The organism is Brevibacillus agri, assembly GCF_004117055.1.
Taxonomy (GTDB): Bacteria; Bacillota; Bacilli; order Brevibacillales; family Brevibacillaceae; genus Brevibacillus; species Brevibacillus agri.
The window spans coordinates 1,946,584-1,970,520 of the sequence record NZ_CP026363.1 but is presented as its reverse complement, the minus strand read 5'-3'; the positions used below and the strand labels follow the sequence as shown (position 1 = coordinate 1,970,520).

19 protein-coding genes are annotated in these 23,937 nt (G+C 56.0%); 2 read left to right on the top strand and 17 right to left on the bottom strand.

Features of this window, described 5'->3' with window-relative positions; genetic code table 11:
* Positions 1-2: 2 nt before the first annotated feature.
* The 14 genes from BA6348_RS09780 to BA6348_RS09715 are packed head-to-tail and all read right to left on the bottom strand — an operon-like array spanning position 3 to position 14,648.
* Positions 3-1,031, bottom strand: a complete 1,029-nt coding sequence (locus BA6348_RS09780; protein WP_007783095.1) for a GNAT family N-acetyltransferase — start codon at positions 1,029-1,031, stop codon at positions 3-5.
* Positions 1,000-1,647: a sugar transferase gene (locus BA6348_RS09775; protein ID WP_005828437.1), complete on the bottom strand. Its 648-nt coding sequence runs from the start codon at positions 1,645-1,647 to the stop codon at positions 1,000-1,002. Before BA6348_RS09775 ends, BA6348_RS09780 begins: the two co-directional genes overlap by 32 nt.
* Positions 1,631-2,644 carry a polysaccharide deacetylase family protein gene (locus BA6348_RS09770; protein ID WP_122952532.1) on the bottom strand — a complete coding sequence of 338 codons (1,014 nt, stop codon included), beginning with the start codon at positions 2,642-2,644 and terminating at the stop codon, positions 1,631-1,633. The genes BA6348_RS09775 and BA6348_RS09770 overlap by 17 nt, the downstream gene beginning before the upstream one ends.
* Complete coding sequence (locus tag BA6348_RS09765) at positions 2,610-3,836, bottom strand: glycosyltransferase family 4 protein (protein WP_122952533.1); 1,227 nt, start codon at positions 3,834-3,836, stop codon at positions 2,610-2,612. The genes BA6348_RS09770 and BA6348_RS09765 overlap by 35 nt, the downstream gene beginning before the upstream one ends.
* Positions 3,805-5,061 carry an O-antigen ligase family protein gene (locus BA6348_RS09760; RefSeq protein WP_242507472.1) on the bottom strand — a complete coding sequence of 419 codons (1,257 nt, stop codon included), beginning with the start codon at positions 5,059-5,061 and terminating at the stop codon, positions 3,805-3,807. Before BA6348_RS09760 ends, BA6348_RS09765 begins: the two co-directional genes overlap by 32 nt.
* Positions 5,062-5,064: 3 nt before the next feature.
* Complete coding sequence (locus tag BA6348_RS09755) at positions 5,065-5,721, bottom strand: phosphocholine cytidylyltransferase family protein (RefSeq protein ID WP_242507471.1); 657 nt, start codon at positions 5,719-5,721, stop codon at positions 5,065-5,067.
* Positions 5,718-6,494, bottom strand: coding sequence for a CDP-alcohol phosphatidyltransferase family protein (locus BA6348_RS09750; RefSeq protein WP_035423069.1), 777 nt, complete (start codon positions 6,492-6,494; stop codon positions 5,718-5,720). The genes BA6348_RS09755 and BA6348_RS09750 overlap by 4 nt, the downstream gene beginning before the upstream one ends.
* On the bottom strand, positions 6,491-7,912 hold the full coding sequence (locus BA6348_RS09745; RefSeq protein WP_005828426.1) for a flippase: 1,422 nt from the start codon (positions 7,910-7,912) through the stop codon (positions 6,491-6,493). The genes BA6348_RS09750 and BA6348_RS09745 overlap by 4 nt, the downstream gene beginning before the upstream one ends.
* Before the next feature lie 30 nt (positions 7,913-7,942).
* Positions 7,943-8,632, bottom strand: a complete 690-nt coding sequence (locus BA6348_RS09740) for a CpsD/CapB family tyrosine-protein kinase (RefSeq protein WP_005828424.1) — start codon at positions 8,630-8,632, stop codon at positions 7,943-7,945.
* Positions 8,613-9,365 (bottom strand): YveK family protein, encoded by a 753-nt coding sequence (locus BA6348_RS09735; protein WP_025843886.1) that lies wholly within the window; start codon positions 9,363-9,365, stop codon positions 8,613-8,615. Before BA6348_RS09735 ends, BA6348_RS09740 begins: the two co-directional genes overlap by 20 nt.
* Positions 9,358-10,428, bottom strand: a complete 1,071-nt coding sequence (locus BA6348_RS09730; protein WP_005828420.1) for an LCP family glycopolymer transferase — start codon at positions 10,426-10,428, stop codon at positions 9,358-9,360. Before BA6348_RS09730 ends, BA6348_RS09735 begins: the two co-directional genes overlap by 8 nt.
* Positions 10,429-10,433: 5 nt before the next feature.
* Positions 10,434-12,332, bottom strand: a complete 1,899-nt coding sequence (locus BA6348_RS09725; RefSeq protein WP_122952535.1) for a polysaccharide biosynthesis protein — start codon at positions 12,330-12,332, stop codon at positions 10,434-10,436.
* A 44-nt stretch (positions 12,333-12,376) separates the two neighbouring features.
* Positions 12,377-13,657: a nucleotide sugar dehydrogenase gene (locus BA6348_RS09720; protein ID WP_005828416.1), complete on the bottom strand. Its 1,281-nt coding sequence runs from the start codon at positions 13,655-13,657 to the stop codon at positions 12,377-12,379.
* Entirely contained in the window at positions 13,650-14,648 is a 999-nt protein-coding gene (locus tag BA6348_RS09715; protein WP_122952536.1) for an NAD-dependent epimerase, read from the bottom strand. The genes BA6348_RS09720 and BA6348_RS09715 overlap by 8 nt, the downstream gene beginning before the upstream one ends.
* A gap of 205 nt (positions 14,649-14,853) precedes the next feature.
* Between BA6348_RS09715 and BA6348_RS09710 the strand changes: the two genes are divergently transcribed.
* Positions 14,854-16,392: a glycosyl hydrolase family 28-related protein gene (locus tag BA6348_RS09710; protein WP_005828413.1), complete on the top strand. Its 1,539-nt coding sequence runs from the start codon at positions 14,854-14,856 to the stop codon at positions 16,390-16,392.
* A gap of 160 nt (positions 16,393-16,552) precedes the next feature.
* On the opposite strand, the gene BA6348_RS09705 is transcribed toward BA6348_RS09710, so the two are convergent.
* Both BA6348_RS09705 and BA6348_RS09700 read right to left on the bottom strand, forming a co-directional pair.
* Positions 16,553-16,948, bottom strand: coding sequence for a hypothetical protein (locus tag BA6348_RS09705; protein WP_005828411.1), 396 nt, complete (start codon positions 16,946-16,948; stop codon positions 16,553-16,555).
* 414 nt (positions 16,949-17,362) lie between these two features.
* Positions 17,363-18,553 (bottom strand): ISL3 family transposase, encoded by a 1,191-nt coding sequence (locus tag BA6348_RS09700; protein ID WP_081592107.1) that lies wholly within the window; start codon positions 18,551-18,553, stop codon positions 17,363-17,365.
* A 240-nt stretch (positions 18,554-18,793) separates the two neighbouring features.
* On the opposite strand from BA6348_RS09700, the gene BA6348_RS09695 reads away from it, so the two are divergent.
* Positions 18,794-20,068 (top strand): MFS transporter, encoded by a 1,275-nt coding sequence (locus tag BA6348_RS09695; protein ID WP_007778864.1) that lies wholly within the window; start codon positions 18,794-18,796, stop codon positions 20,066-20,068.
* Positions 20,069-20,238: 170 nt separating this feature from the next.
* On the opposite strand, the gene BA6348_RS09690 is transcribed toward BA6348_RS09695, so the two are convergent.
* Positions 20,239-23,898, bottom strand: coding sequence for a DNA translocase FtsK (locus BA6348_RS09690; RefSeq protein ID WP_122953283.1), 3,660 nt, complete (start codon positions 23,896-23,898; stop codon positions 20,239-20,241).
* Positions 23,899-23,937 lie beyond the last annotated feature (39 nt).

Below are 23,937 nucleotides of genomic sequence, written 5' to 3'. Positions count from 1 at the left end.
CGTTACCCTCCCCATGCCCGGTAGGCTGGAAAAAAAGCTCCGGCCTCCGCGCGGTCTGCCTGTCTTTTTTCGCACAACACCCGGTAAGCTGCTTCATCGTGCACTCTTTTGCCCATCCAGTACGGAAAATGGTTCGTTTTGGAAAACGATGCCTTGAAGCGGAACAAGCCGTCCCCGTCGCGGTTGCCCCCGCCGAGCAGCAAATACTCCAGCCCGGCTTCCTTGGCCCGCTGAATCATCGCATCGAACAACAGATGGTTGATCCCGAGCGGCATGTCCGCCTTGTGCGAAGCCCCGAGCTGATAGTGGGCATAGCGGTTTCCACAGAGCATGATCGCGCCTGCGACAGCCATGTCCTCGTGCATGGCGAGCAGGAGGCGCGGCTTGCAGAGCGCGGTTTCCTGGAGCAGTCCTGCAAAAAATTCATTTTCATAGTAATAGGATGGGCCGGCAAAATTGCGCTCCATCGTCTCCCGGTACAGTTGCATAAACGCCCGCAAGCCGGCCTCGCCGCTCGCTTCCACGATGCTCACCTCGTTGGCGACCGCTTTTTTCATGTTGCGCCTGACGTTTTCGCTGTACTGCGCGCGAATTTGCGCGAGCGGCGGCCGGACATCGACGGCGACAGTCGTCCGCACCAGATCGAGCCGCATCTGCTCGCGAAACCGCTCGGCGTTTTTCTCCAGCGGATGAAAGCGCACCGTTTCCGTCACGTAGTTTTGGCTGCGGCAATAGGCGGAAAACTGTGCGGAAAACGACTCTGCCCCCGCTGTCTTCGGCCAAACATGCGGACCGCCGTAGCCGATGGAGACGATATCCGCATACCCCGGAAGCAGAGCGTCGAGGGAGCGGACCAGGTAAGGGTAAAAAATCTGGCAGCCCCCTTCGGAAAAAAACACCGCCTCCGGCACGCCCCCTTCCCTTTCGGCGTAGAGGCTCACGTATTCTTTTGCATAGGAAATGTCCACATGCTTGCATGGACGCAAATAAGCTGTCCAGTCATCCTGATTCGTAAGCACGATCAAACTCACGCATTTCCCTCCTAGCCAGCTCCGCCTGTTTGCTCCCGGTGAATTTTTCCATCGTGACGCAACCTTCGTGACTGATCCCCGTTTTTTGCAAAACCCGTTTGACCGTTAACAGCAAAATTTTCAAGTCGAGCCAAAAGCTGCGATTTTCCACGTACCAGACGTCCAGCTCGAATTTTTGTTCCCACGTGATCGCGTTTCTCCCGTTGACCTGCGCCCAACCCGTAATGCCTGGCAAAACCTCGTGCCGCTTCATCTGGCGGGGCGTGTAGAGTGGCAGGTATTCCATGAGTAGCGGCCTCGGGCCGACCAAGCTCAGTTCGCCCCGCAGCACATTCCACAACTGCGGCAGCTCATCCAGGCTGTACTTTCGCAACATCATGCCAAAAGGCGTCAGTCTTTGGGCATCCGGCAGCAATTGTCCGGACGCGTCGCACTGATTGGTCATGGTGCGAAATTTATAAATGGAAAAAGGCTTTCCGTATCGGCCCGGCCGCTCCTGGACAAACAGGACAGGAGCGCCGAGCTTGAAGCGAATCAAAATCGACAGCAGGAGCAGCAGAGGTGAAAAGACGAGCAACAGCGTCAAAGCTACCAAACGATCAAACAGACACTTCATGCCGCCCCTCCCTTTGCCTGCTCCAACTCGCAGCCGCCTCCTCCATGCTCAAACTTTGCATCCCGTACTCGCTGCGCAGCTTCGCATAATACTGCAGCAGCCGCTCCAACATCCGAAGGTTTTCCGTGAGGTGGCTGCCGAAGTTCTCCGGATGCCACCACAGATGGTACAGTCGGCGATTTTTGGCCGCAAAAAGCAGATCGCGCCGGAGCCTGCCCAGCCGGACGTTTTCCAGCCAGCGCAGCCGCGGCGAATACGGCCGCAAAAATCGGCTCGCCGGGACATCGACTAACCCTTCCTGGCTTGCGGAAAGCGGCTCGTACGCGTGATGCCCGCTCAGATTGACGTAGGCGTCGGCAAGGCGCAAAGCCCGTTTGAGCAAAGTGTCTTGCGCTCCCGGGCCCGCCTCGTACATCCACGACCGCTCGTTCCCGCGATACGCGGCGAACCCGTGCTGCTTGCAGACAGCCAGATAGGAGGACGCGAACTGATTGCGCGGAAAGACGATGCTGGTCGGGGCGTACCCTTTCTTGCGCGCCACTCTTTTGAAGGCGGCCAAATCTTCGGCAAACGTTTGGGCGGTCTGTCCCGGCTCCAGGCAATAGTAGTGGGAGTGGGTATGGCTGCCGATGTACTGATGCGGGCAGGAGGAAATCAGCCGGATGAGGGATGGGGCGTAATGATACGGGTCCACCTGCTCGCGCGCGCCAAGCGCTCCCGACTGCACGTAGCGATAAGGCGACAGGTTCGGATCGGCGTAGTCCGGCAGCTCTTTTGGCAGCGTGCCGATCAGCTCCTCGCGCGTCTCGCAGAACAAGAAGCCTACCGTCGCCCAGGTGGCGTGAATCTCGTACTTGTTAAACAGCTCCAGAATCGCCGGGATCACCTGACGAGTCCCCTGCAGGTTCTTCTTGCTGTCAGCTAGCGTCCGCTTGTCGCGAACGCCCCAATACAGCTCAAAATCAAGGGATATGACCAATGCTCCTGTTTTGCCCAAGCCGTTCGTCAACCTCCTTTTCCGTGCGCGGCGGCTCTGTCTTGGCAGCGAGCAGCGCTGCAAACAGCTCGGCCTGCCTCGCGAGTACGTGTTGCTCGTTAAAATGCTCCTCCGCCAAATAGCGGCTGTTTTGTCCGTACGCTTCCCTCAGCCGCGCGTCGCAGGCGAGCTTTTTCAGCGCCTTGTACAAATGCTCGGACTGCTTCGGCTCCACCAAAATCCCGTTCACGCCGTCCGTCACCTCTTCGCGGCAGCCGCGAATGTTCGTGGCGACAATCGGCTTGCCCATCGCCATCGCTTCGATAATCGAGCGGGGCAACCCTTCGCGATGCGAAGGCAGGACGAAGATGTCGCTTGCGGCGAGCAGTTGCGGGATGTCCTGGCGAAAACCAGTCAGGACGATTTGCGGATGCTCGCGGCAATGCTCCCGTAGCGCCTTGCCGCGCTGGTCCCGTTCGCTGTCCGACACGTCCCCGACGAGCAACAGCCGCACGCGGCCCGACTCTCGCGCAAGCCTGGAAAAAGCGTCCAGCAGCTCGAAAATCCCTTTTTCGCCAACCATCCGCCCTACGTAGGCGATGACGAGATCGTCCGCGCCGATTCCAAGCGCCGAACGCACCTCCACCGCTTCCTCCGGCGACACCGCCTGCGGATGAAACCGCCGCTCGACATCTACCCCGTTGCCGAGATGCATGATTCGCTCCGGCGGCGAAAAGCCGTCCTGCACGCTCAGCTCGTAGTCCTCCCGGCTCTGCACAAGCAAGTAGTCTGTCAAGTGCTTCGCGAACCACTTTTCCACGGCGTAGTACAGCCGGTATTCCCCTCGGCTCATGCCGTCGTGAAAATAATAGCCGTGAGCCGTGTAGACGACCGGGCTGACTCCCGCGAGCCTCGCTGCCACCCGGCCCAGCACGGCCGCAACCGGAGTGTGGACATGCACCGCGTCGTAGCGCTCCCGTTTCATCAGCCGATACAGCGCCAAAATGGAACGCAGGTTGGAGAGCGGCTCGATTTTTCGCTTGATCGCGATCGGCCAGAGCATGAGCCCCTTGGCCCGCAGCGTCTGAAAACGCCCGGTGTCTGTGCAAGCCGTATGCACTTCATGGCCTTCCTCCGCCAGCTTCTGGATGAGCGGCAAGAGCAGACTTTCCACCGTTTGGTCAATTGCGCATATTTGCAAAATTTTTCCCATGCAGGTCACCGCCATTTTTGATTGAGCCAGAACTCATCCCGGCTGTCACACAATAGAGCGCCAGCAATATCCAGAACAGCGTCTCCCGGATTCCGTTGTGCGTCAAACCGTACACGATTTGAAAAAACAGCGGATACCAGGCGTAGAGCCGATGACCGCGCACCCCGGCGTACAAGAGCAGGAAAAACAGCAGCGTTCCCACGAGGCCATACGAGAAAAACAGATTGGCGACCGTGGAGTGCAATTCGAGGGCGATGCTGCTTTCAAACCGCTCGTACTGCCCTTCGCCTGCCCCGAAAAACATGTACGCGGGATGGTTCGCGATCCGGTCGTAGCCTCTTGACGCCAGGTTGTCGTCGGAGTCCTCTCCCAACGTTTCCAGCCGCTCCTTGACTTGCGTGTACATCGTCGCATCGTGCAGCACGTTTTCATTCGTGTACAAAGAGACGCAAAAAAGCAGAAAAAAGCAGGCGAGCACGCAGACGACGTTTTTCCAGAACAGCCCCGTCCGCTCCTTCGACGAGACGAACAGAAAGGCCAGGTACATCAAGACCGCACTTACAATCGCCGCCTTGGACAAGGAAGCGGCGATCACGCTCAACGAGCAGCCGATGACCATAAACAAATAGATGGCTCGGACGGGAAAGAACCGCGCACAAAACAGGCAAATCCCCAGGCAGAGCAGGCCGAAGTACCCGAGCTGGTTCGGATTGTTGAAAAACAGCGACTGGCGGAAGTCATGCTCCCCAGGCGCCAGCCCGAGCAAGAGCGCAAGCGTCTGGACCGCGAGCGAGCAAGCGACGGACCAGAACAGCCATTGCGCATATGCGCGCGGCTCGAGCTGGCCCAAGACGACGACGGTCAGCAGGACGGCCCCGTTGTACCAGTACCATTTCGTGGACTCGAACACTTCCATGGCGCCGCCCAGCGCAATCGCCCACAGGCCGTTGACCAGCAAAATATCGTACAAAAACGCGAGCGTCAGCAGGACGAAAAACAAATACTTGCGCTGCAACTGGTTGACGCGAAACAAAAAGGTGTAGGCAATGAGCACCAGCATGATAAAATCCGCTATTTGCGGGTTGCCGCTCGGGAAGAGGTAGAAGGGCTTCAGCAGTACGTAGAGGAACAGAAGAACCTTGTCCAGCGAGAGCTTCACGTTGCCCATCCTCACATATGGGCCAGATGATTCGTGAAATGAAGAATGCGCTTGTAATCCCCCCATGTATCAACCTCTGCCCAAAACAGCCCCGGCGGAATTTGCGCCACATGCACGTCTCTTTCGCCCAAAAAGGAGTAAAGCACGTTCTCCCACCATAAATCGTGCTGCCTCCAGAATCAAACGTTGCAGACGCTCCAGGAACAGCGGCAAAAACTCCTGATGCAGCCGGGCGATGCCGATGTATTCGCCTGTCGTTTCTTCCAGAGGCAGCTCTTTTCCGTGCTTGTGCAGCAGGCCGTGTGCATAGCCGAATTTGTAATCGCCCTCTGCCCTGCGCGAAGGGTCCGCGAACATGACCGGACTTCTCGTCTCCTGCAACACGACGTCCAGCACTTTTTCTTCAAAATAAACATCCGCGTTGAGCAACAGACAGTCGCTGCCCGTGAGAAACTCGCGGGCGAACCAGAGCGAGGCGATACTGTTCGTGCGGTCGTAAAACGGATTGTGGAAAAAGCGAATGTTCTCGCTGCCGAGCAGACTGGTGATGACATGGGCGCGATACCCGACCACGATGGCGATCTCGTCGATTCCTTTTCGCTTCAGCTCCGAGATCGTATTCTCGATCAACGCCTTGTTCCCGATATCAACCGTGCACTTGGGACTTCCGTCAATTTGCCCGCTGATTCGCGAGCCGAGTCCCGCCGCCATGAGCAGAGCCTTCATTTGCTTCCCCCTCCCTCTTGCCTCGATGCCGTGACGTATTTGACGTTCAGCTTCAGCTTGTAAAGCGCGCGGAGAAGTCCGATCAGCAGATGGTAGGCCGTCCACAAATCGAGAAACTGATGCTGGCCGCTAATTGCCCACATCACGGCTGCGATCAGCACCCCGCTCTGGAAGCCTGTCTGGGTGAGAAACAAAAAGACTCCGGCATCGACCCACTTGCTGCGCTTGCGCATGGAGACGGTTTCGTGCGAGATTTTCCCCTGGCCAAAGGCGAGATCCGAGCCATTCGTCGCCAAAATTTCCGTAAAAATCGTAAACAGGATCAAGTAGATCAAATAAGGCCCGAGCGTCGGCTGGCTTTTGGCGACCCCGTAGATCACCGCGAACGAAACGAGATACAGCGAGTAGTTCAGCCCGATATCCAGCCAGACGCCGCCCCTGCTGCTTTGGTTGTTCATGCGGGCGACTTCCCCGTCCACACAGTCAGCGAGATAGCACATCTGATAAAAAAAACAACCGATTAAAAAGGCAGCCGCCGATCCGTACATGAAGGCCGCAGCAGCGATCAGGCCGGCAGCGATTCCCGCAAGCGTGATGGCATTCGGCGAGACGCGCTGCTTTTTCGACAAAAACAGGCTCACGTAGATGGAAATGCGCCTGGAAAAGTAGTACGACCAAAATTCCTCGCGAACCCATGGCTTTTGCACCTGAATCCGGTATTTCCGAATCTTCTCGCTGTCCCAAAACATGCTCGGATACAAGTCTTCTTTCACCGTAAGCCACCTTCTTCATGACCTCGTCTTCGTAGCAAGACGGAATTTTTTTCAGAGAAGAACGGAATATACCACGTGCGAAACCCGAAATACCGATAAGCCCAATACGAAGCGCAAATGTCCCGGCAGCTTAAACTGATCGCAGTAGCGATGGCTGCTCCCGTAATGCCGAGCCAGGGGATCAGCAGGCCGTTTCCGCAAATGTTCAGCAAGGCGGAAAAAACGAGAATATTACGCGCCGTCTTCTGATGTCCTGTCATGGTCAAGAGCGGGATCACGCTGCCCGAGGAAAAGTTGATGAACTGTCCCAGACAGAGGATGACCAGGACGAGACTGCTTGCTGCGAACTCTTCGCCAAACAGCCCGAGCAGCGGCGCGGCGAAAATGGCGACGAGCAAATTGATCGGCGCAGACGCGAAGAAAATGAGCCGATTGGCAAACGCAATCATTTTCCTCAGCCCGTCCAGATCGCCGCGGGCGTAAATCTCCGAAAATTTCGGCGAAAGCATCGTGTTGATCGAAATGAGCGCGAAGCTCGTCACCATCGAGAGCCGAATGACGACACTGTACACCCCGACTGTCTCCGCGTCCGTGAAAATTCCGAGCATGATCGTGTCTGTCCAGCTCATCACCAGCTCCATGGAGGCGCTCAAATACATCGGAAGCGCCATCGTGCAAAGCGCGCGGAAGCTGATTGCCGGACCTGCCTCCTGCTCCAGCGGCTGTACGCCCGCCCGAAAGTCCCGGGACAAAACATGCCACTTCGCCATACCGTACAGCGTGTTCAACATGACGGCTGCTGCGAGCAAGCCGATCAGAAGCTGCGAGGTCGGAGCGAACAAAGGCAGGGCGATAAGCAGAAACAGAAGGTGCAAAAAGCGCATGCCGACGGTGTCGACGATCACGGACGCGGTCACGCGGTGCAGCGCGCGAAAAGCCGAGGCGTACAGTCTGCCGAGCGAGACGAACGGCAGCATCCAGGCGATGACCCGCAGTGTCCCGGCGGGCAGCTCGCCTGCAAACACGTAGCGGGAGATGTGCTCCGCAAACAAGTAGAACAGCCCGGACAACAACAGCGAAGGCAGAAACGTCCAAAGCGCCACCTTGCCAAAAAGCTGCCGAATCTTTGCCAGCGCTCCTTGCGCGCGGTACTCGGCCAGCAGGCGGATAATCGCCGTGTCGGTGCCAAACAGCGCCAGCACCATCCCGATATTAAGCAGGGTGATCGCAAGCGAATAGACGCCCAGATTGCCCGCCCCGTACTCTCTTGCGATAAACAACTGCAGCGTATAGAGCAGGACGAACCCGAACAGCCGAAACAAAAACGTAATCGCAGAACCGTGCAGCACTTCGTGTACATCCCGGTTGCCGCGCACTTTGGCCAGTTGCTTGTGCCAGACTAACTTGAGGGCATTCATCGGCGCTAATCGCTCCCGTTTCTGACTCGACTATTCCATGTAGCCATAACCGTAGTAGCCTTCCCGCTTCCCCAGTTTTTTGTTGTTCAGCACGACTCCGAGCAGGTTGGCGCCAGCCGTTTTCAACTGCTCGACCGCGCGAACCGCCGGGTCCCGCTTCGTCTTGCTGGCATCGACCACGAGCACGCACCCGTCTGTTTCCCGGGCCAGCACCATCGCGTCACTCACGATCAGCGGAGGACTGTCCACGATCACCACGTCAAAATTGCTGCGCAGCCTCTCCAGCAACTCCAGCAGGCGCGGCGTTCCCAGAAGCTCCGCCGGACTGTGCGGAATCGGCCCCGCGGTGATGATGGACAGGTGGGGCACGCCGGAGTCCTGGACGATGTCGGAAAACTGGCACATGCCGCTCATATAGGAGCTGACCCCGTACAGATTCGGCATCTCAAACGTGAAGTGGATACGGGGATTGCGCAGGTCGAAATCGATCAGGACCGTCTTGCGCCGATCTTTTGCCATCATCAGCGACAGGTTGGCCGCCGTGACCGTCTTGCCTTCTGATGCGCCCGGACTGCTGACCAAAATCGTCTGCAGCTTCTGCCCTTGCGTGGAAAACAAAATGTTGAGCTTCAAGGTCCGGTAGCCTTCCACCAGCGGGGAGAGCGGCTCCCAGTGAGCGATCAGCTTTTGATAGCGATCGTCAGGCTTCTGCCTTCTCATACTCGCCTCTCACCTCCTCCACCCTTTTTTGCCGAAAATGCTTTTTCGACTTCTTGTCAATGACGGCAATCGTGGCGAGCACAGGCAGTCCCAAATACTCCTCCACTTCCTTTTCCGAGCGCAGCCGGGTATCGAGATGCTCCATGAAAAACACAACGCCGATGGAAGACGCCAGCCCGAGCACGAAGCCGATGATCGAGTTGAGCAGCGGCTTGGGACTGACGGGTTTGGCCGCCGGGTTATGGCGCGCCTCTGCGAGAATGTGCACGTTGTTCATGCTCAGCATTTTGACGACTTCTTCCTGAAAGGTCGTGGCAATCGTATTGGCGATCAGCACGGCTCGCGCCTGATCGGGGTCTTCCACCGTAATGGAAATCACCTGCGAATCTTTGACAGGCTCTACTTTCGTGTGCAGCAAGAGCGCCTCCATGCTCGCCCCTTGTCCGAGCGATTCCACGACCCGCTCCATCACCCGCGGGCTTTCGATGATGACCCGGTACGTCTCGATCAGCTTCAGGTTGGAATCAATCTCGGCTACGGACAATACCCCTTCCGGATTCGAGTTCAAGGAGCGATTCACCAAAATTTCTGTCTTGGCCTGATAGATCGGCGTCAACAGAAAGACGCTGACGAGTGCCGTCCCGATCGTAAAAATAGAAGTAACCAGCAAGATCACGACCCAGCGTTTGGACAAGACCAGCAATATTTCCCGCAGATTCACGGTTTCATTCATTTTGCTCCCCCCTTCGCCCCTCCAGGCTGTCACTAACTTGGTTCGGCAGTTGACTGTGGGCCGGCTCCGCCAGCTTGCGAAAAGCGGACAGTCGCTCGATCAGCTTTTTTCGCTCTTCCGGGCTGACGATATAGTAGTAGATCCCGTTGATGAGCTGGCCCTTTCCTTCCATGCGGATCGTCTCCACGCTCGATACGGCTGTGCTGTAGTTCTGGACGAGCCTTTTCATGTCGGCAAACGTCATGTTCGTCTTCACGTATTTGGCCATCGTTTCCAGCACTCCGTTCAACGTGGCGGGAGACGCCAAAGCCGCCTTCTTTTGCATCAGCGCTTTCAAAATCAACTGCTGCCGCTCGTTTCTGCCGAGATCGCCGCGCGGGTCCTCGTAGCGCATGCGCGCATAGACGAGCGCCTGCTTGCCGTCCAACTGGATGGGGCCGAGCGGGAAGTGGTAGTCTGCGTAGGTGAAGGCGAGCTGGTTGTCTACCTCGACGCCGCCCAATGTATCAATAATCCCGGCAAAGCCTTCCATATTCGCTGCCACGACATAATCAACGGGAGTCGCGATGAATTGCTCCACCGTGTCCACTGCCTGCTGCAGCCCGCCAAAAGCGTAGGCGTGGTTGATTTTATCCATCGTCTTCGTCTGGGCCATCTGCGTGCGCGTATCGCGCGGGATGCTGACCAAAAGCGCCGACTTTGCCTGCGGATTGACCGTCAGCACGAGAATGACATCCGAGCGCCCCTTGTCGTTTTCCCGCTCGTCGATCCCGAGCAGCAGCACCGTGAACGGCTCCTGCGCTTCCGCTGGCACTGACTCCTGCTGCGGAAGCGAGGACTGCGCCTGCCTGTGCAACGGCTGCTGCCCAGACGATGCCGGGGGCGCGGAAGACGCCAGCGACTTTTGCGTCCGGATCGGGACGTACATGCTCTTCGCCGTCTCTTGCAGCGACACGTACACATATGCCCCGTACCCTCCCACGGCGAGCAGGCAAGCGATCCCTCCGAGCAGCAGCAGACGTCTCCACTTCTTTTTCCGTGCTGCCCTCTTCGTCCTCGTCATCTCCATCATCCTGTCGCTACCGAATACGGCACGGGCTTTGCCTCTTCTTTCGGCTGGGAGGAAGATTGATAATTAGGAATGATTCCTTGCAATATTTCGATGATCGTGGAAGCGTCCTCGATCATCCCGCCATTTTTCGCAAGCTGCTCCAGGCGGGAAATGGCCGTCAACAGCTCGCTCCAGGAAAAGTCGAGCGGCTTGCCGATGAAAATTCGGTCGTGGCAAGTAGAGGTCAGCCCTTCTTCTGCGGTCAACAGTTCTTCATACAGCTTTTCGCCTGAACGGATTCCCGTGTACACAACCGGGATATCTTTTTCCGGCTCCAAACCTGCCAGGCGGATCAGGTCCATCGCCATATCGACAATCTTGACGGGCTTGCCCATGTCGAGCACGAAAATCTCTCCGCCGTGCGCCAGCGCTCCGGCCTGAATCACTAACTGGGCCGCTTCGGGAATCGTCATGAAAAACCGTTCCATGTCCGGATGGGTGATCGTCACCGGACCGCCCGCCTGAATCTGATCGAGGAAAATCGGGACGACGCTGCCTCTGCTCCCGAGCACGTTGCCGAAGCGAACGGCAGCAAAGCGGGTATGCCCGAAACGGTTGTAGCCCTGGATCAGCATCTCGGCGATGCGCTTGGTGGCGCCCATCATGGAAGTCGGATTCACCGCCTTGTCGGTCGAGATCAGGATAAAATGCTTCGCTCCCGCTTCCAGCGCGCACTCCGCGACATTTTTCGTTCCCAACACATTGTTTTTCAACGCCTCGCTCGGGTTTTGCTCCATCAGCGGCACGTGCTTGTGGGCGGCCGCATGAAAAATGACGGACGGGCGGTACTCGCTCATGATCGCAGCTATTCGCTGCCGGTCGCGAATATCCGCAATCAGGCTGATCGTAGGCAGCTCGGGAAACAGCCGCCCCAGTTCCAGGCTGATTTCAAAAATGCCGTTTTCCTCATTCCCGAGCAAAAGCAGCTTCGCCGGGCCGAAGCGGGCGATCTGGCGGCATAGCTCCGAGCCGATCGAGCCCCCGGCCCCTGTGACGAGCACGACCTGCTGCCGCAAATAGCCGGTGATTTCCTCCAGGTTGATCTCCACTGGCTCGCGTCCCAGCAAATCCTCCAGCCTGACGTTGCGAATCATGTTCATGCTGATTTTGCCGCTGAGAATATCGGAGACGTGCGGCAAAATTTTGACGCTCGCTTTCGTCGTTTTGCAAATGTCAAAAATTTCGCGGATCGTCTGCCGGGAAGCGGACGGCATGGCGATGACGATATCCGAAATGGCCTGCCGCTGCACGATGCGGGGGATGTCCTCTCTTTTTCCGACGACGGGCAAGCCGTACACGCGCAAGTTTTGCTTGCTCGGCTCGTCATCAACGAACGCGATCGGCCGCTGCTCGGACAGAGGCGACCGCCTCATCTCGCGAGCGACCAGCACGCCTGCGCTGCCCGCTCCGACGATCAGTGTCCGCCTGCGGTCCTGGCTTCTTTTTTCCCGCTCCTCGTTCCACCACTTCCAGACGAAGCGCAAGCCCGTAATTCCCGCCAGCACGAACGTCCACGTAAGCAAAAACAGCGAGAGCGGAAAACGGACGGACAAAAACAGCCAATGTCCCACGTTGTTCAAAACGAAGCTGAGCGCAAGGATAGACAGGCTCGTCGCCTTGACAATCGAAACAAGCTCGTTTGCGCTGACGTAGCGGTAGACGGGACGGTACAACTCGGCCACGTGCATCCCCGCCAAAACGAACAGTACATGTCCGATTATCAGATACATCGGCTGATAATCGCCTATTTCCGCAAGTGAAAAATCAAATCGAACCAGGCAGGCCAGCCATACAGCTATACTGATAATTCCTGCGTCCGATAAGCTTAACCAGAATCTTCTCTTCCGGTAGCTCATATTCATCGCTCCAGGCTGTCTGCATTCGTTCATCGTGGCTGGCTCTACAAACGCCAGACAACGATGTCAGACGGGCATGTTTTTTGATTCAGCACGCTTTTCACATCCGCGATCACGCCGCACCTTCCGTGCAGCAAAGACGACAGTTCCTCCCAGCCAAGATGCGCGTACTTCGCGTGCGGAACGGCCAGAACCAGTGCGTCGGCGGGCTGCAAATCGTCCCAATCCCGAAGCCTGATGCCGTACTCCGCCCACGTCTTCGCCGAGTCCGCCAGATCGTCCGTCACCTGCACCTCGACCCCGAACTCCCGCAGCTCGTGGACGATATCAATGACCCGGCTGTTGCGAATATCCGGGACATTTTCCTTGAAGGTCATCCCCAAAATCGTCACCCGCGAGCCTTGAATCGGGATATGGCGCCAGATCATCTGCTTGACCAGGGAAGTGGCGACGAATTTTCCCATGCCATCGTTAATGCGGCGTCCCGCCAGGATGACCTGCGGATGATAGCCGACGCTCTCGGCCTTATAGGTCAAATAGTACGGATCGACTCCGATGCAATGGCCGCCGACCAGCCCTGGCGTAAACCGAAGGAAGTTCCACTTCGTTCCGGCCGCTTCCAGCACGTCCGCTGTCGCGATGCCCAATCGGTCAAAAATGATTGCCAGCTCGTTAATCAGGGCGATATTCAGATCGCGTTGCGTGTTTTCGATGACTTTGGCAGCTTCTGCGACCTGGATGGAGGACGCTTTATGAATGCCTGCCTCTACTACCAGCGCGTACATGTCGGCAATCTCGTCGCAAGTCGCCCTGTCCTGGCCGGAGACGACCTTGACGATCCGGGCGAGCCTGCGCTCCCTGTCCCCGGGATTGATCCGCTCGGGAGAATAGCCGACAAAAAAGTCTTCGCCTGCGCGCTTCCCGGACGAGCGCTCCAGCGCTGGCACGCACACTTCCTCTGTCGCGCCAGGGTAAACCGTCGATTCATAGACGACAATCGTCCCAGGCTGCATATGCTTCCCGACCGTTTCCGAGGCGAAGAGCAGCGCGCGCAAATCGGGACGTTTGGCCTCATCGACTGGCGTAGGCACGGTGACGATAATAAAGTCGCACTCCGCAAGCCTGGCGGGATCATCGGTGTAAGTGACGCTCGTGCGCGCCAGCTCCTCCGCCGTATGTTCCCCCGTCTCGTCCCGGCCCGTCTGCAACGCAGCGATTCGTCTCGCGTCCACATCGTACCCGATCACAGGCAGCTTTTCCCCAAATGCGACCGCAACAGGCAATCCGACGTACCCGAGTCCTACGACTCCTACTTTTTTACGCATGGGCGTCACCGTAATAGTGGAGGTACCAATCGACAAAGCGGGAAATTCCTACCTCGATTGGCGTCTGGGGGCGGAAGCCTGTTTCCGCATAAAGGGCATCAACGGAGGCAAATGTAGCCGGAACGTCGCCCGGCTGGATGGGCATATAGTGGCGGTTTGCGGGTTTGTTCAGCTTTTGCTCCAAAATCGCCAGGAACTGTAGCAGTTCTACAGGCTGATGGTTCCCGATATTCAAAACCTGGTGCGGCGGCTTGCCGTGCGGCGGCTTGCCGTCCTGCGGCTCTGGCTGCCGTCCCATGAGCCGGTGGATTCCCTCCACTACATCGTCAATGTACGTAAAATCTCTTATCATTTTTCCGTGGTTGAACACGCGGACAGGCTCTCCCGCCAGGATGGCCCTGGTGAATGTGTACAGCGCCATATCGGGGCGTCCCCACGGTCCGTACACGGTGAAAAAACGCAGTCCTGTCGCAGGAATGCCGTACAGGTGGCTGTACGTGTACGCCATCAGCTCGTTCGCTTTTTTCGTCGCGGCGTACAGGCTGTTCGGCTCATCGACCGGGTCTGTCTCGCAGAAAGGCAGCTTTTTGTTGCCTCCGTACACAGAGCTTGACGAGGCGTAGAGCAAATGCTTGACTCCCGTCTGTCGGCAGCCTTCCAATATGTGCAGGAAGCCCGCGATGTTGGAGGTTGTGTAGGCATGCGGATTTTCCAGGCTGTAGCGGACGCCAGCCTGCGCCGCCAGATGGATGACCCGTTCCGGTCGTATTTTGCGAAACAACCCGTCCATTGTCGTCTGATCGGCAATATCTGCTTTATAGAAGTGGAACTGTTCGAACGCGTGGAGCATTTCCAGCCTTTTCGCCTTCAAGCGGGGATCGTAGTAGTCGTTGCAATTATCCACCCCCCATACGACTTCCCCTCCTTCCAAAAGTCTTTTCGCTACGTGAAATCCAATGAAGCCAGCAGTGCCTGTCACTAAAATCGACATACTTTCCACCTCTTTGCTTATTCATACGGAGGTTCTAGGACAAATATGCCAGCAGGATGAAAGAGGTCGCAGGACGACTTGCACACGCCCTGGGCAAACGGTCACCTTTTTTGCAAAATGGTTGTCAACATTTTTTCGTTTTTGAATGAAATGAAAGAAAGACAATCTTGTGTTGTCGATTTGACGAGATGGAGGGAATGGGTGCATGATGCTTGATGTGAAGACGTATGGCGCAAGGGGAGACGGGGTGAGCGATGATACGCAAGCGCTTTCGGCCGCTCTGGCAGCCGCGGTCCAGCAGCAACTTCCGTTGTATTTACCGCCCGGGACCTACGTCATTGAACCTACGAAACTGGCCGTCACGCTAGGAAAAGGCAAAAGCCTGGTGATGCAGGGCGCCGGTCCTTTTTCCGTTTTGAAGCGAAAGGCCAATTCTACTGCGGCAGACTGGCGGTGGCTGTTTTCGATCACCTCTGCGGGCGGGGACGCTGATTCGTTCGTCGTGTCCAATCTGAAAATCGACTCCAATGCGCGCGAAAATCCTGTGCCGCAAGACCCGTACGCCTACGAGCACTCCGCCGACTTTTACATTCGCGGCGACGGGCCTGGCAGCTATCTCAACTACGTGCTGCTGCAAAACATCTGGTGCACGGACGGGGTCGCCGACCATTTTTACTTCGCCGGGGAGGCGAACTGCTACGTCCGCTCGGTTTCCATCAGCGATTTTTACAGCGACAGCCGGACGCGCACCCGCTCGGACATTACCGTAACGGGCGGCCTGGAACGGCTGAACGCCGCCAATGTACTATGCGACCGCTTTGAAGTCGAACTGAACGAAGCCTACGACGGCAGCCGTCCGATGCTGGTGAACCTGAGCAATGTCCACTGTCGGCAGCAGCTTGATCTGGAGGGACATACGTCCGCGCCGATTGTCGTGCAGGCGAGCCAGCTCGTTTCCATGGCGAGCTTCAGCCTGAGCTGTTTGACGGGCACGATCAGCGCCTCCACCTTTTACACCGCTGCCGATCAAAAAAACCGCGTCAATTTCATGCGGAACATGACGTTCGCCCACTGCAAATGGGTCCTGCACACGACCGCGCAAGAAGCGGCCAGGACGGTTGGCAGCGGCCTTTCCGTCGACTACGACAACGTCGGCCTCGTGTTCGACGGTTGCAGCTTTGAGGCAGCCGATACCGCCGCTGTCATTGACGGCTACGCGCTCAGCGTCGATCCGTGGGATGTCCCGTCCGAGAGAGTTATTACCGTCCGCAACTGTTCGTTCGATACGCGGCTCAGGCAAAACCTGTTTTTGAACCGCTGCGGGCATGTTTATTTGGAAAACAACCGCTACTCCGGCTCCAATCATGTCATCTCCCTGTATGGCTCCGGCTCCTATCCGCTTTTTCTCACCGTAGACGGCGGAGACTTCAGCCAGGTCAGCGGAAAGATGTTCTACCACAAAACCGCAGACAAAATTACGCTCTCTATGAAAAACGTGCCTGTCCCCATCAGTCTGACGAGCGGCTACAGCTCTGACAACTCTTCCTATCTCCCCAGCGTGGCGATGAACGAGCGAATCGTCTACGCCAGCACGCCTCCCAGCTCATCGGTGAAATACGGCGGGATCAAAGGCGACACACTCCGGCTGATAACGCCTGTCAACGGGCAGCCGTGCGAGTGGATCGCGACCACGACAAACAAGACCGCCTGCACGTGGCTGGCGACCAAGACCGCGAAAAGCTAACCCCGACTTTCTGACTTTCCCTTGCAAAACGTGCCGGCGCCAAGCCATTTGGCGGAGCCTTCGTTGTACGCCTACTGGTTAAGAAGCTGTTGCATGCTTATCTGCACAAAAAAACATCCCTCCTCCCTGCTTGCGCACAGGGCAGAAGAGATGTTTTTTACTAGGCGATCCGCTCCAAATCCGGATTGTACCGCTTCACGTATTCGTAGATTTCGTCGTTTTGCAGACGTACCTGACCGAGTGCTCCCACCCGTCCCGCCAGATGCTGGGCAAGCTGCTCCGCGCCTTGCCCGATGCGCCTTTTCGCCGCTTCGGGCAACGTCAACACGTGCGGCACGAGCAATTGCAGGTACCAAACTCCTTTATCTTCCTCGGACACGTCGATTTCCAGCTCCATATCGCTGCTGTCGAAATCGTAGAGGTGGTTGAACAACGCTTCCCTCGTTTCTTGTGTCAGGGAGGAAATGTCGAGTTTCTCCACGCTCAAGTAATACTCCTCGTTGAACAACACGATCTGGTCATCGATTTGCTGATACTTTTTTGCAAGCGGATTCATTGTCTTGGTCCCCTTCCAGCTATCGCCACAATCTATCCTATAGCATATATGCTGCCGAATATTTCGGCAACGAATTTGACAGAAAATGTTGAATATTCCTCCTGCTCCCCCGCACGATATCCGCGTGACAGCGGGATGGCACGCGTGCCCCTTCATGTCACGGACTGCTTTGAACTGTCCAAAGCGACGCGCTCCCTCCTATGTTTTGGGATGAAGCTGATCCACAATAGAGACACCGTATTTTCATGAACACGGCAGCCGTTGGTTATGATGAACTGCCATCGTTCCCGGACGGAGGCAATTTTCTACGTTCGAATTGCTGGAAAGTGTTGTTTTTTTGATAGTTTTAGTAAACAATAAAGCTCTTCACCATTAAACGTGCTTGATCTTCCTCTAGCGTAGTTTTTCACTTTTTTATATGGCTGGTTTACACTCCAGCCGAATTCGAATCTTGAACCGCTCGATGTTGCGATACCCATAGGCTCGTCGCTTGATGACTTTCACTTTGTTGTGTGTCCCTTCAATCGGAGCATTTGTAACTCGAAACGAAAAATAATTCTGAACCGACTGTCGCCATTGAACGATTGTTTTTGCAATCGAACGGACGGCAGAGGTGGGAGATGTGAGGTGCTCGGTTATCCATTGTTGGAGTGCTTCTTTTCCCGACTCTTCTGTCTGAGCTGCATATACCGTTCTCATGTGCTGAAGAGCGTTGTAAAGGCGTTCCAAATGGGGATCTTGAGCGAACCAGGCTTTCAATTCCTCCTGTTCCTCAGGTTTCAGTTTATCAGGAGGTGTGTGGAGCAGACGTTGTTCATGTCTACCCCGGCGATGAGTTCCCCGCGAACGGGTACGTTTACGAGCAGCTTCTAACGATTTGGAGAAGAGCTGAATGACGTGGAACTTGTCCGCTACTACCGTGGCATCCTTCCAAACACCGCGAACCGTCTCAGCCATTCCAGGAGCCAAGTCTGTCACAACAACCTGTGGAGGCGTAGCAAAGGGCCAGTTCATGAGAGCCTGACGAACCTGCTCACGTGAACGCCCTTCTGTAACCTGCCAGATATGCCCGCTTTGTGCATCCATGAGGTTGACACCGTACTTGTGTCCTTTTTGGAGAGCAAACTCGTCCAGACAGACCATAGTAGGCGTAAGATGATCTTGGGGCTTAGCGAGAAGCTGAGGAGCCAGTTGGTAATACCACCGTTCCAATGTCGTATAGCAGATTCCGAGTTGTTTGGAAACGCTAAGCAAATCCCTCTTCTGACACAACTCAACGGCCATTTGACGAAACGCAAAAGTAGCCGTTCCTCGATAGGGAATTCCATCCCATTCGAGAGTCCAGGTGATCTGGCAATCGTGGCAACGTTGTCGATATACAGGAACACGTACCCAGACAGTACCCCATGAAGGAATAAAGCGGTGACGAAGAAGACGGTACCCTGGGCGAGCATGATTGGTGCTCTCTTTCAGGCAGAGAGGACACAGATGAGAGGCTGGATTGGGAGTGAGAGTCACTACCCAATCGGTTTCAGTCGTTTTGTCCCAATGGGAAAGTTGAAACGATGGAAGGCCGATTAAGTCTGTGGTAAACTGGTTAGACAACGTAGATTTCCTCCTATCTTGTGATGGTCAGGACAACTTTCACGATAGAGGAACATCTACGTTTTTTCAATGTCTAGCACGGGTTATGGTGATGAATCAACAATAAACATAATTGTAAATATTTTCTTAATAGAATCCGATAACTATACCACACGATTGAAAACGTTTTTTGAAAATAACGAAAATAAAATCAATAGGTGTCGGGATACAAACGGACAATGCTGAAGGGATTCGATATGGATGGGTCCAAATAACGTCTTCCACCTTTTCAGAAACGCAAACTATTTGAAACTTTTTCTCGCAGAATTTACTTCGCAACTGGGAAATGTCATCGGGATTATGGCGATCACATTTTATTTGCTTGATAAATTTAGCCAACAACCGTACTACACTACCATGAAAGACATGATGCATGCCGCACCCGCATTGGTCGTTTTTCTGTTTATCGGCGTTTTTGCGGATCGCTTTGACCGTCAGAAAATAGCGGTCCATTGCGATCTGATTCGCGCATTTCTCACTGTATGTCTAATGATTTGCATTTGGTACGATTCGCTTGCCTTGATTTTTTTAGCCATTTTTCTCCGAAGTGCTGTAGGGAAATTTTTTCCTCCCGCCCAAAGTGCAATCATTCAAGGCGTACTATCAAAAGAAGAATATCCCCTTGCCGCTGGATTAAACTCTATGCTCGGAAGTGTATTTTTGCTTTTCGGGAGTGGGATCGGCGCGGTAGTCTATTGGAATTTGGGAGTCCAAGGTGCATTTTTGCTGGACTTCATCTGCTTGTTGATTTCAGCCATGCTCATTTATTCGTGCAAAATCGAGCTATCTGTTCGGAAACCGAACGGGAGCACCGATTGGAAAGGACTACATACAATTAAAGCACTGTTCACGGATTTTATTGAGGGGGTAAAATACATTGTTTACGATCGGGTGTTGCTGCTGCTAACGCTTGGTTCTGCCATACTGGGAGTAGTCAATGGAGGAATAGGAATCATTCCTATTTTTATCATGAAATACAAACTGTCTCCCCATTTCTACGAGGAAATGTCCGTAATCGAAACGATCGTTTTCGGAATCGGCATCTTGCTGGGAAGTGCGCTAAGCCCCAAAGTTACGAAGAGAATCAAACTGTACATGGTATTGACTTTCAGCCTGATTTTCTCGGGAATCTTCGTCATCCTCGCAGGCTTGTCCCCTACGATTGTTCTATTCTTGATTTTTCACTTTTTCTTTTCCGTTGCTGTGGCGTTTATTAACATTTCTTTTTATGGATGGATACCGCAAATGGTGAATCCGAACATGATGGGAAGATTTCGGGGGATTCTTGACCCCGTATCGAGTTTGTTTCAGTCACTGTCTCTGGCCTTTATTGCTTGGACTTTCCCGTCTATGCTTCGCATTGAAATGCTCTTTGGCGTCGTTGGCGGAGCAATGCTGCTTTTAGGGATGCTATATCTTTTTACAATCCCTTCATTCGTACAAACGAAAGAAGAAAAGTACGAAGTTCCATCCTAACGGTAAAATACGATCCGGCTATTGGAAAACTTGGCTGCCCCAAGCCGTGGGTCCAGCCAAGTTGGCCTTATACTGGATGAGTTGGATCAGAATCTTATCCATTCTTAAACTTATGGACAAAAAAGCTTGCCGCCCTGGGCAAGCTTTTTTGCTTCCTTGACCTTTCTTCTTTACAGCAAAGTCGAGCCGTCCACCACTGCTTGCGCGTCCTCGCGCGTGATGAGCACCGCCCGCGCCTTGCCTCCGCTCTGTCCGGCGACGTAGCCGTCTGCCTCCATCATTTCGATCAGGCGCGCTGCGCGGTTGTAGCCGACCCGGAAGCGGCGCTGCAGTCCCGATGCCGAAGCCTGGCCTTGTTCCGCCACAAACAGGAGCGCCTCCATGTACAGCGGATCGTCGCCCACATCGTAGGATTGCACCTGCTGCTCCAGGTCTTCCTTGCTGAAAAGGTACGCCGGCTTTCGCTGCTTCTTGATCGTCTGCGTAATTCTTTCGATCTCGTCGTCGGAAACAAAGTTGCCCTGCAAGCGCACAGGCGTCGTGCCGCTCTCCAGAAACAGCATGTCCCCTCTGCCCAGCAATCGTTCTGCCCCGGACTGGTCGAGAATCGTGCGCGAGTCGACCTGGGAGAATACGGCAAACGCCAGGCGCGTCGGCACGTTTGCCTTGATATTGCCCGTGATGACGTCCACGGACGGGCGCTGGGTCGCGAGCAACAAGTGAATGCCGCAGGCGCGTGCCTTTTGCGCGATCCGGATGATGCAGTCCTCCACGTCTTGCGGAGAAACCATCATCAGGTCTGCCAGCTCGTCGATGATGATGACGATATACGGCAACTGGTCGTCTGTCGTCTGGTTGTAGCGGTCAATATCCCGCACACCTGCGTCGACGAACAAAGCGTAGCGCTTTTCCATTTCCTCGACGGCCCATTTCAGCGCCGCTGTCGCCTGCTTGGCCTCCGTCACCACAGGCGTCACGAGATGCGGCAAATGGTTGTACGGTGCCAGCTCGACCATTTTCGGGTCGATCAACAGCAGTCTGACTTGCTCCGGCGTCGCCTTGTACAGCAGGCTGACAATGATCGAGTTGATGCAGACGCTTTTCCCCGATCCGGTCGAGCCTGCGATCAGGCCGTGCGGCATTTTTTTGATATCGGCAATAATCGGCTCGCCGCCGATGTCCATGCCAAGCGCCACGGCCAATGGCGATGGATGCTGCTGAAATTTTTCCGAGCCGATGATTTTCTCGATCAGCACGGGCCGGCTCGCCAAGTTCGGCACCTCGATCCCGATGGCGTTGCGGCCTGGAATCGGCGCCTCGATGCGAATGTCCTTGGCTGCCAGATTCAGCTTGATGTCGTCGATCAGACTGGTAATTTTGTTCACCTTCACCCCTGGGGCCGGCTGCAACTCGAAGCGCGTGACAGACGGGCCTTTGACGATGCCGACGACGCTCGCGCTGACGTTGAAGTTGGATAAAGTCTCTTCCAAAAGCAGCTTTTGCAGTTGCGTATGCTCATCGTCGTCATCGCTTATCGGCGGGCTCGGATTGAGCAGCGCAAGCGTCGGCAGGCAATACGGCGGCTCCTGGCTATCCGCTGCGGCTGGTGGCTGCGGCTGAGAGTGAGGGCCGGGGGATGGTGTGGTTGCCGCACCTGGGGCGCTTGGAGTACTTGCTGTACCTGGCGCACTTGGCGTCACCAATCCAGGCGCTGGCTGCGCTGTGCCCTCATCTTTTTGCCCGGCGCTTGGCAGTTCGGTCACTGGCGGTAACGGCCTTGCGATCTGTGCCTGCAAAGCGTCTGGGGCAGCAGCCTCGGAAACCGAACTCGCCGCCTGCGCCGCAGCAGAAGCTTCCACCTCGGCATCCGGCATGGCCCGCGCCAGCAGGCGATTGACGTCGTATGTGTAGGCTGGCGCCTGCTTTTCTTCTTCAGCGGAAACGGGCACATTGTCGCTGTTGATTGGCCGGACCGTGTCGCTGCCGCCGGACGGAACAGCAGGTTGGGCGGCTTCGCCTTCCTGAATGCGCTCGTAGGCAGCCGTTATGCCTTGCTCGATCCCAGTGCGCACAACGTCGCCAAGCGCTGCGACCAGCATTTGCTGTGTTGCGGTTTGGCTCGGTTGCTCCGGATAGGTTGGTCGCTCCGAATCGTTTGGTTGCTCTGCTTGCTGCTCTGGCCGCGATGGGAGTGCCGCTTCTCGGCGTGCCCCCAGCGGGGACTCGGGTGCTATGAGAGGGGAAGTCTCCCCACTTGCTTCCGCTTCGTGCAGCTCAGGGACCATTTCCACAGTCGCTTCGGGTTCTTTCGCTGTTTCTGCCGCTGCTTCAACTGCTTCCGTTATTTCGGATGCTCCAACCGTTTCGGTCGATCTGGCTATTTGCGCTGCCCCGGTTGTTTCCGGTTCGCCAACGTCGTCCGCTGCGCCAACTGTTTCTGTTGCACCAGCAGTTCCCGTTGCGCCAACTGTTCCGGCAGCTCCAGCAGTCTCCGCAGCTCCAGCAGTTTCCACTGCTCCCACTGCCTCCATCGCTCCACCAGTTGCCGCGGCTCCCGTCACACCTCTCACTCCGGCCGCTGCCATTGCTTCTCCTTCCAGCAACTCGGCCCCATTTTCCAAACCACCCACTACTTCGCCACACTGCTCACTCGCGCTGCCAAAATCGGCCGCGGCCCTCGCTCCACTTGTTGCGCCTGCCACACTGCCACCTTGAAGCGCTGGTTCCTCACCCTTGGCTGACACGGCTTCACCCGTTTTCACTTCTTCTACCTCTACGCGCTCTGCGCGCCCATACAGCTTTTCCGTAACAGCCCTATCCTGCACAAAGACACGACTTTCTCCTTCCACAACTCCTGTCTCCCCAACCGCAAGCGACTCCGCTTCTTGCCGCAGGCGGACACGCTCCTGCTCTGCGCCCCCCAACTCCCGGAACTGCACCGCAGGCTTGTCCAACGCATCTTGCTCTGATTCCACAACTGCCGCAGCGGCCGCTTGCGCTTCGGCTTCCGCCACCACGTCCGCTTGCCGCTCAAACGACCGGGCGGTACGATCCGCCTGCCCGTTGCCGCTCTCCGCTTTTCCATCCATCTCAATGACGGATTTGCCGCCGCTGGCATTTCCGTCAGTCTCCCTATCCTGCGCCACCGTTTTCTGCTCAGGAAAATACCGCTCGCTAATTTCCTGTTCCCACTGCTTGATCTGCTGCAGATGCTCTTCCTGCTCCAGTCGCGGATACACCACTCCCCCTGTTGTGTGGATGCGGTGCTCCGCCTCGCGTGTAGACGGGGTGATCTTGCCGTAAACAGGCGAGACGATCTCCGACGGGCGGTACGCCTTCTTTTCCTGCGGCGTCAGCGAAGTGCGCTGCGCGCTTTCCGTCTGTCTGGCTGGCTGCCAACGATGGCTGTCGCGCTTGTGCTCGGCAGAGACAGCCGGCTTTCTGTCTGCGAATGTCTCCGCCTGCTTTTCCGGCACCTGTTCATCGCGCGGACGAAGCGTGTCCCGCGCACTCGCTCCCCGCTCGCGCGCAGCCGACTGGGCGCGCACGGCGTCGTCTGCTGCCTGCTGGTTCCTTCTTTCTTTTCGCCTGTTCTCCAAATAGTCGTCCGGCACGACAGGAAAGCGAAACTGGCGCTCCCTGCGCGGACGCACATCGTCTATATTGCGATTATTCACCCGTTCTTTCGGGTAAATGCTTTTTGTCTTCGCCTGGGGCTGACGGGGTGCGGGGCTTGCAGGGGGACTTGCCGCTGGACGCCCTTCCACTGTCTCTTCATGCTCTTCTTCGCCCTGAAAAAATTTCATCAGCTTTTGAAGCCACAACCACATGCTGCAACGTCCTTTCTTTGCTAACCATCTATTCCCTCT

Coding starts and splice junctions, on each gene's coding strand:
- BA6348_RS09775 (WP_005828437.1), bottom strand. CDS start 1,647: ATGAAGTGTCTGTTTGATCGTTTGGTAGCTTTGACGCTGTTGCTCGTC.
- BA6348_RS09765 (WP_122952533.1), bottom strand. CDS start 3,836: ATGGGAAAAATTTTGCAAATATGCGCAATTGACCAAACGGTGGAAAGT.
- BA6348_RS09760 (WP_242507472.1), bottom strand. CDS start 5,061: ATGGGGGGATTACAAGCGCATTCTTCATTTCACGAATCATCTGGCCCA.
- BA6348_RS09755 (WP_242507471.1), bottom strand. CDS start 5,721: ATGAAGGCTCTGCTCATGGCGGCGGGACTCGGCTCGCGAATCAGCGGG.
- BA6348_RS09745 (WP_005828426.1), bottom strand. CDS start 7,912: ATGAATGCCCTCAAGTTAGTCTGGCACAAGCAACTGGCCAAAGTGCGC.
- BA6348_RS09740 (WP_005828424.1), bottom strand. CDS start 8,632: ATGAGAAGGCAGAAGCCTGACGATCGCTATCAAAAGCTGATCGCTCAC.
- BA6348_RS09735 (WP_025843886.1), bottom strand. CDS start 9,365: ATGAATGAAACCGTGAATCTGCGGGAAATATTGCTGGTCTTGTCCAAA.
- BA6348_RS09730 (WP_005828420.1), bottom strand. CDS start 10,428: ATGACGAGGACGAAGAGGGCAGCACGGAAAAAGAAGTGGAGACGTCTG.
- BA6348_RS09725 (WP_122952535.1), bottom strand. CDS start 12,332: ATGAGCTACCGGAAGAGAAGATTCTGGTTAAGCTTATCGGACGCAGGA.
- BA6348_RS09720 (WP_005828416.1), bottom strand. CDS start 13,657: ATGCGTAAAAAAGTAGGAGTCGTAGGACTCGGGTACGTCGGATTGCCT.
- BA6348_RS09715 (WP_122952536.1), bottom strand. CDS start 14,648: ATGTCGATTTTAGTGACAGGCACTGCTGGCTTCATTGGATTTCACGTA.
- BA6348_RS09710 (WP_005828413.1), top strand. CDS start 14,854: ATGATGCTTGATGTGAAGACGTATGGCGCAAGGGGAGACGGGGTGAGC.
- BA6348_RS09705 (WP_005828411.1), bottom strand. CDS start 16,948: ATGAATCCGCTTGCAAAAAAGTATCAGCAAATCGATGACCAGATCGTG.
- BA6348_RS09695 (WP_007778864.1), top strand. CDS start 18,794: ATGGGTCCAAATAACGTCTTCCACCTTTTCAGAAACGCAAACTATTTG.
- BA6348_RS09690 (WP_122953283.1), bottom strand. CDS start 23,898: ATGTGGTTGTGGCTTCAAAAGCTGATGAAATTTTTTCAGGGCGAAGAA.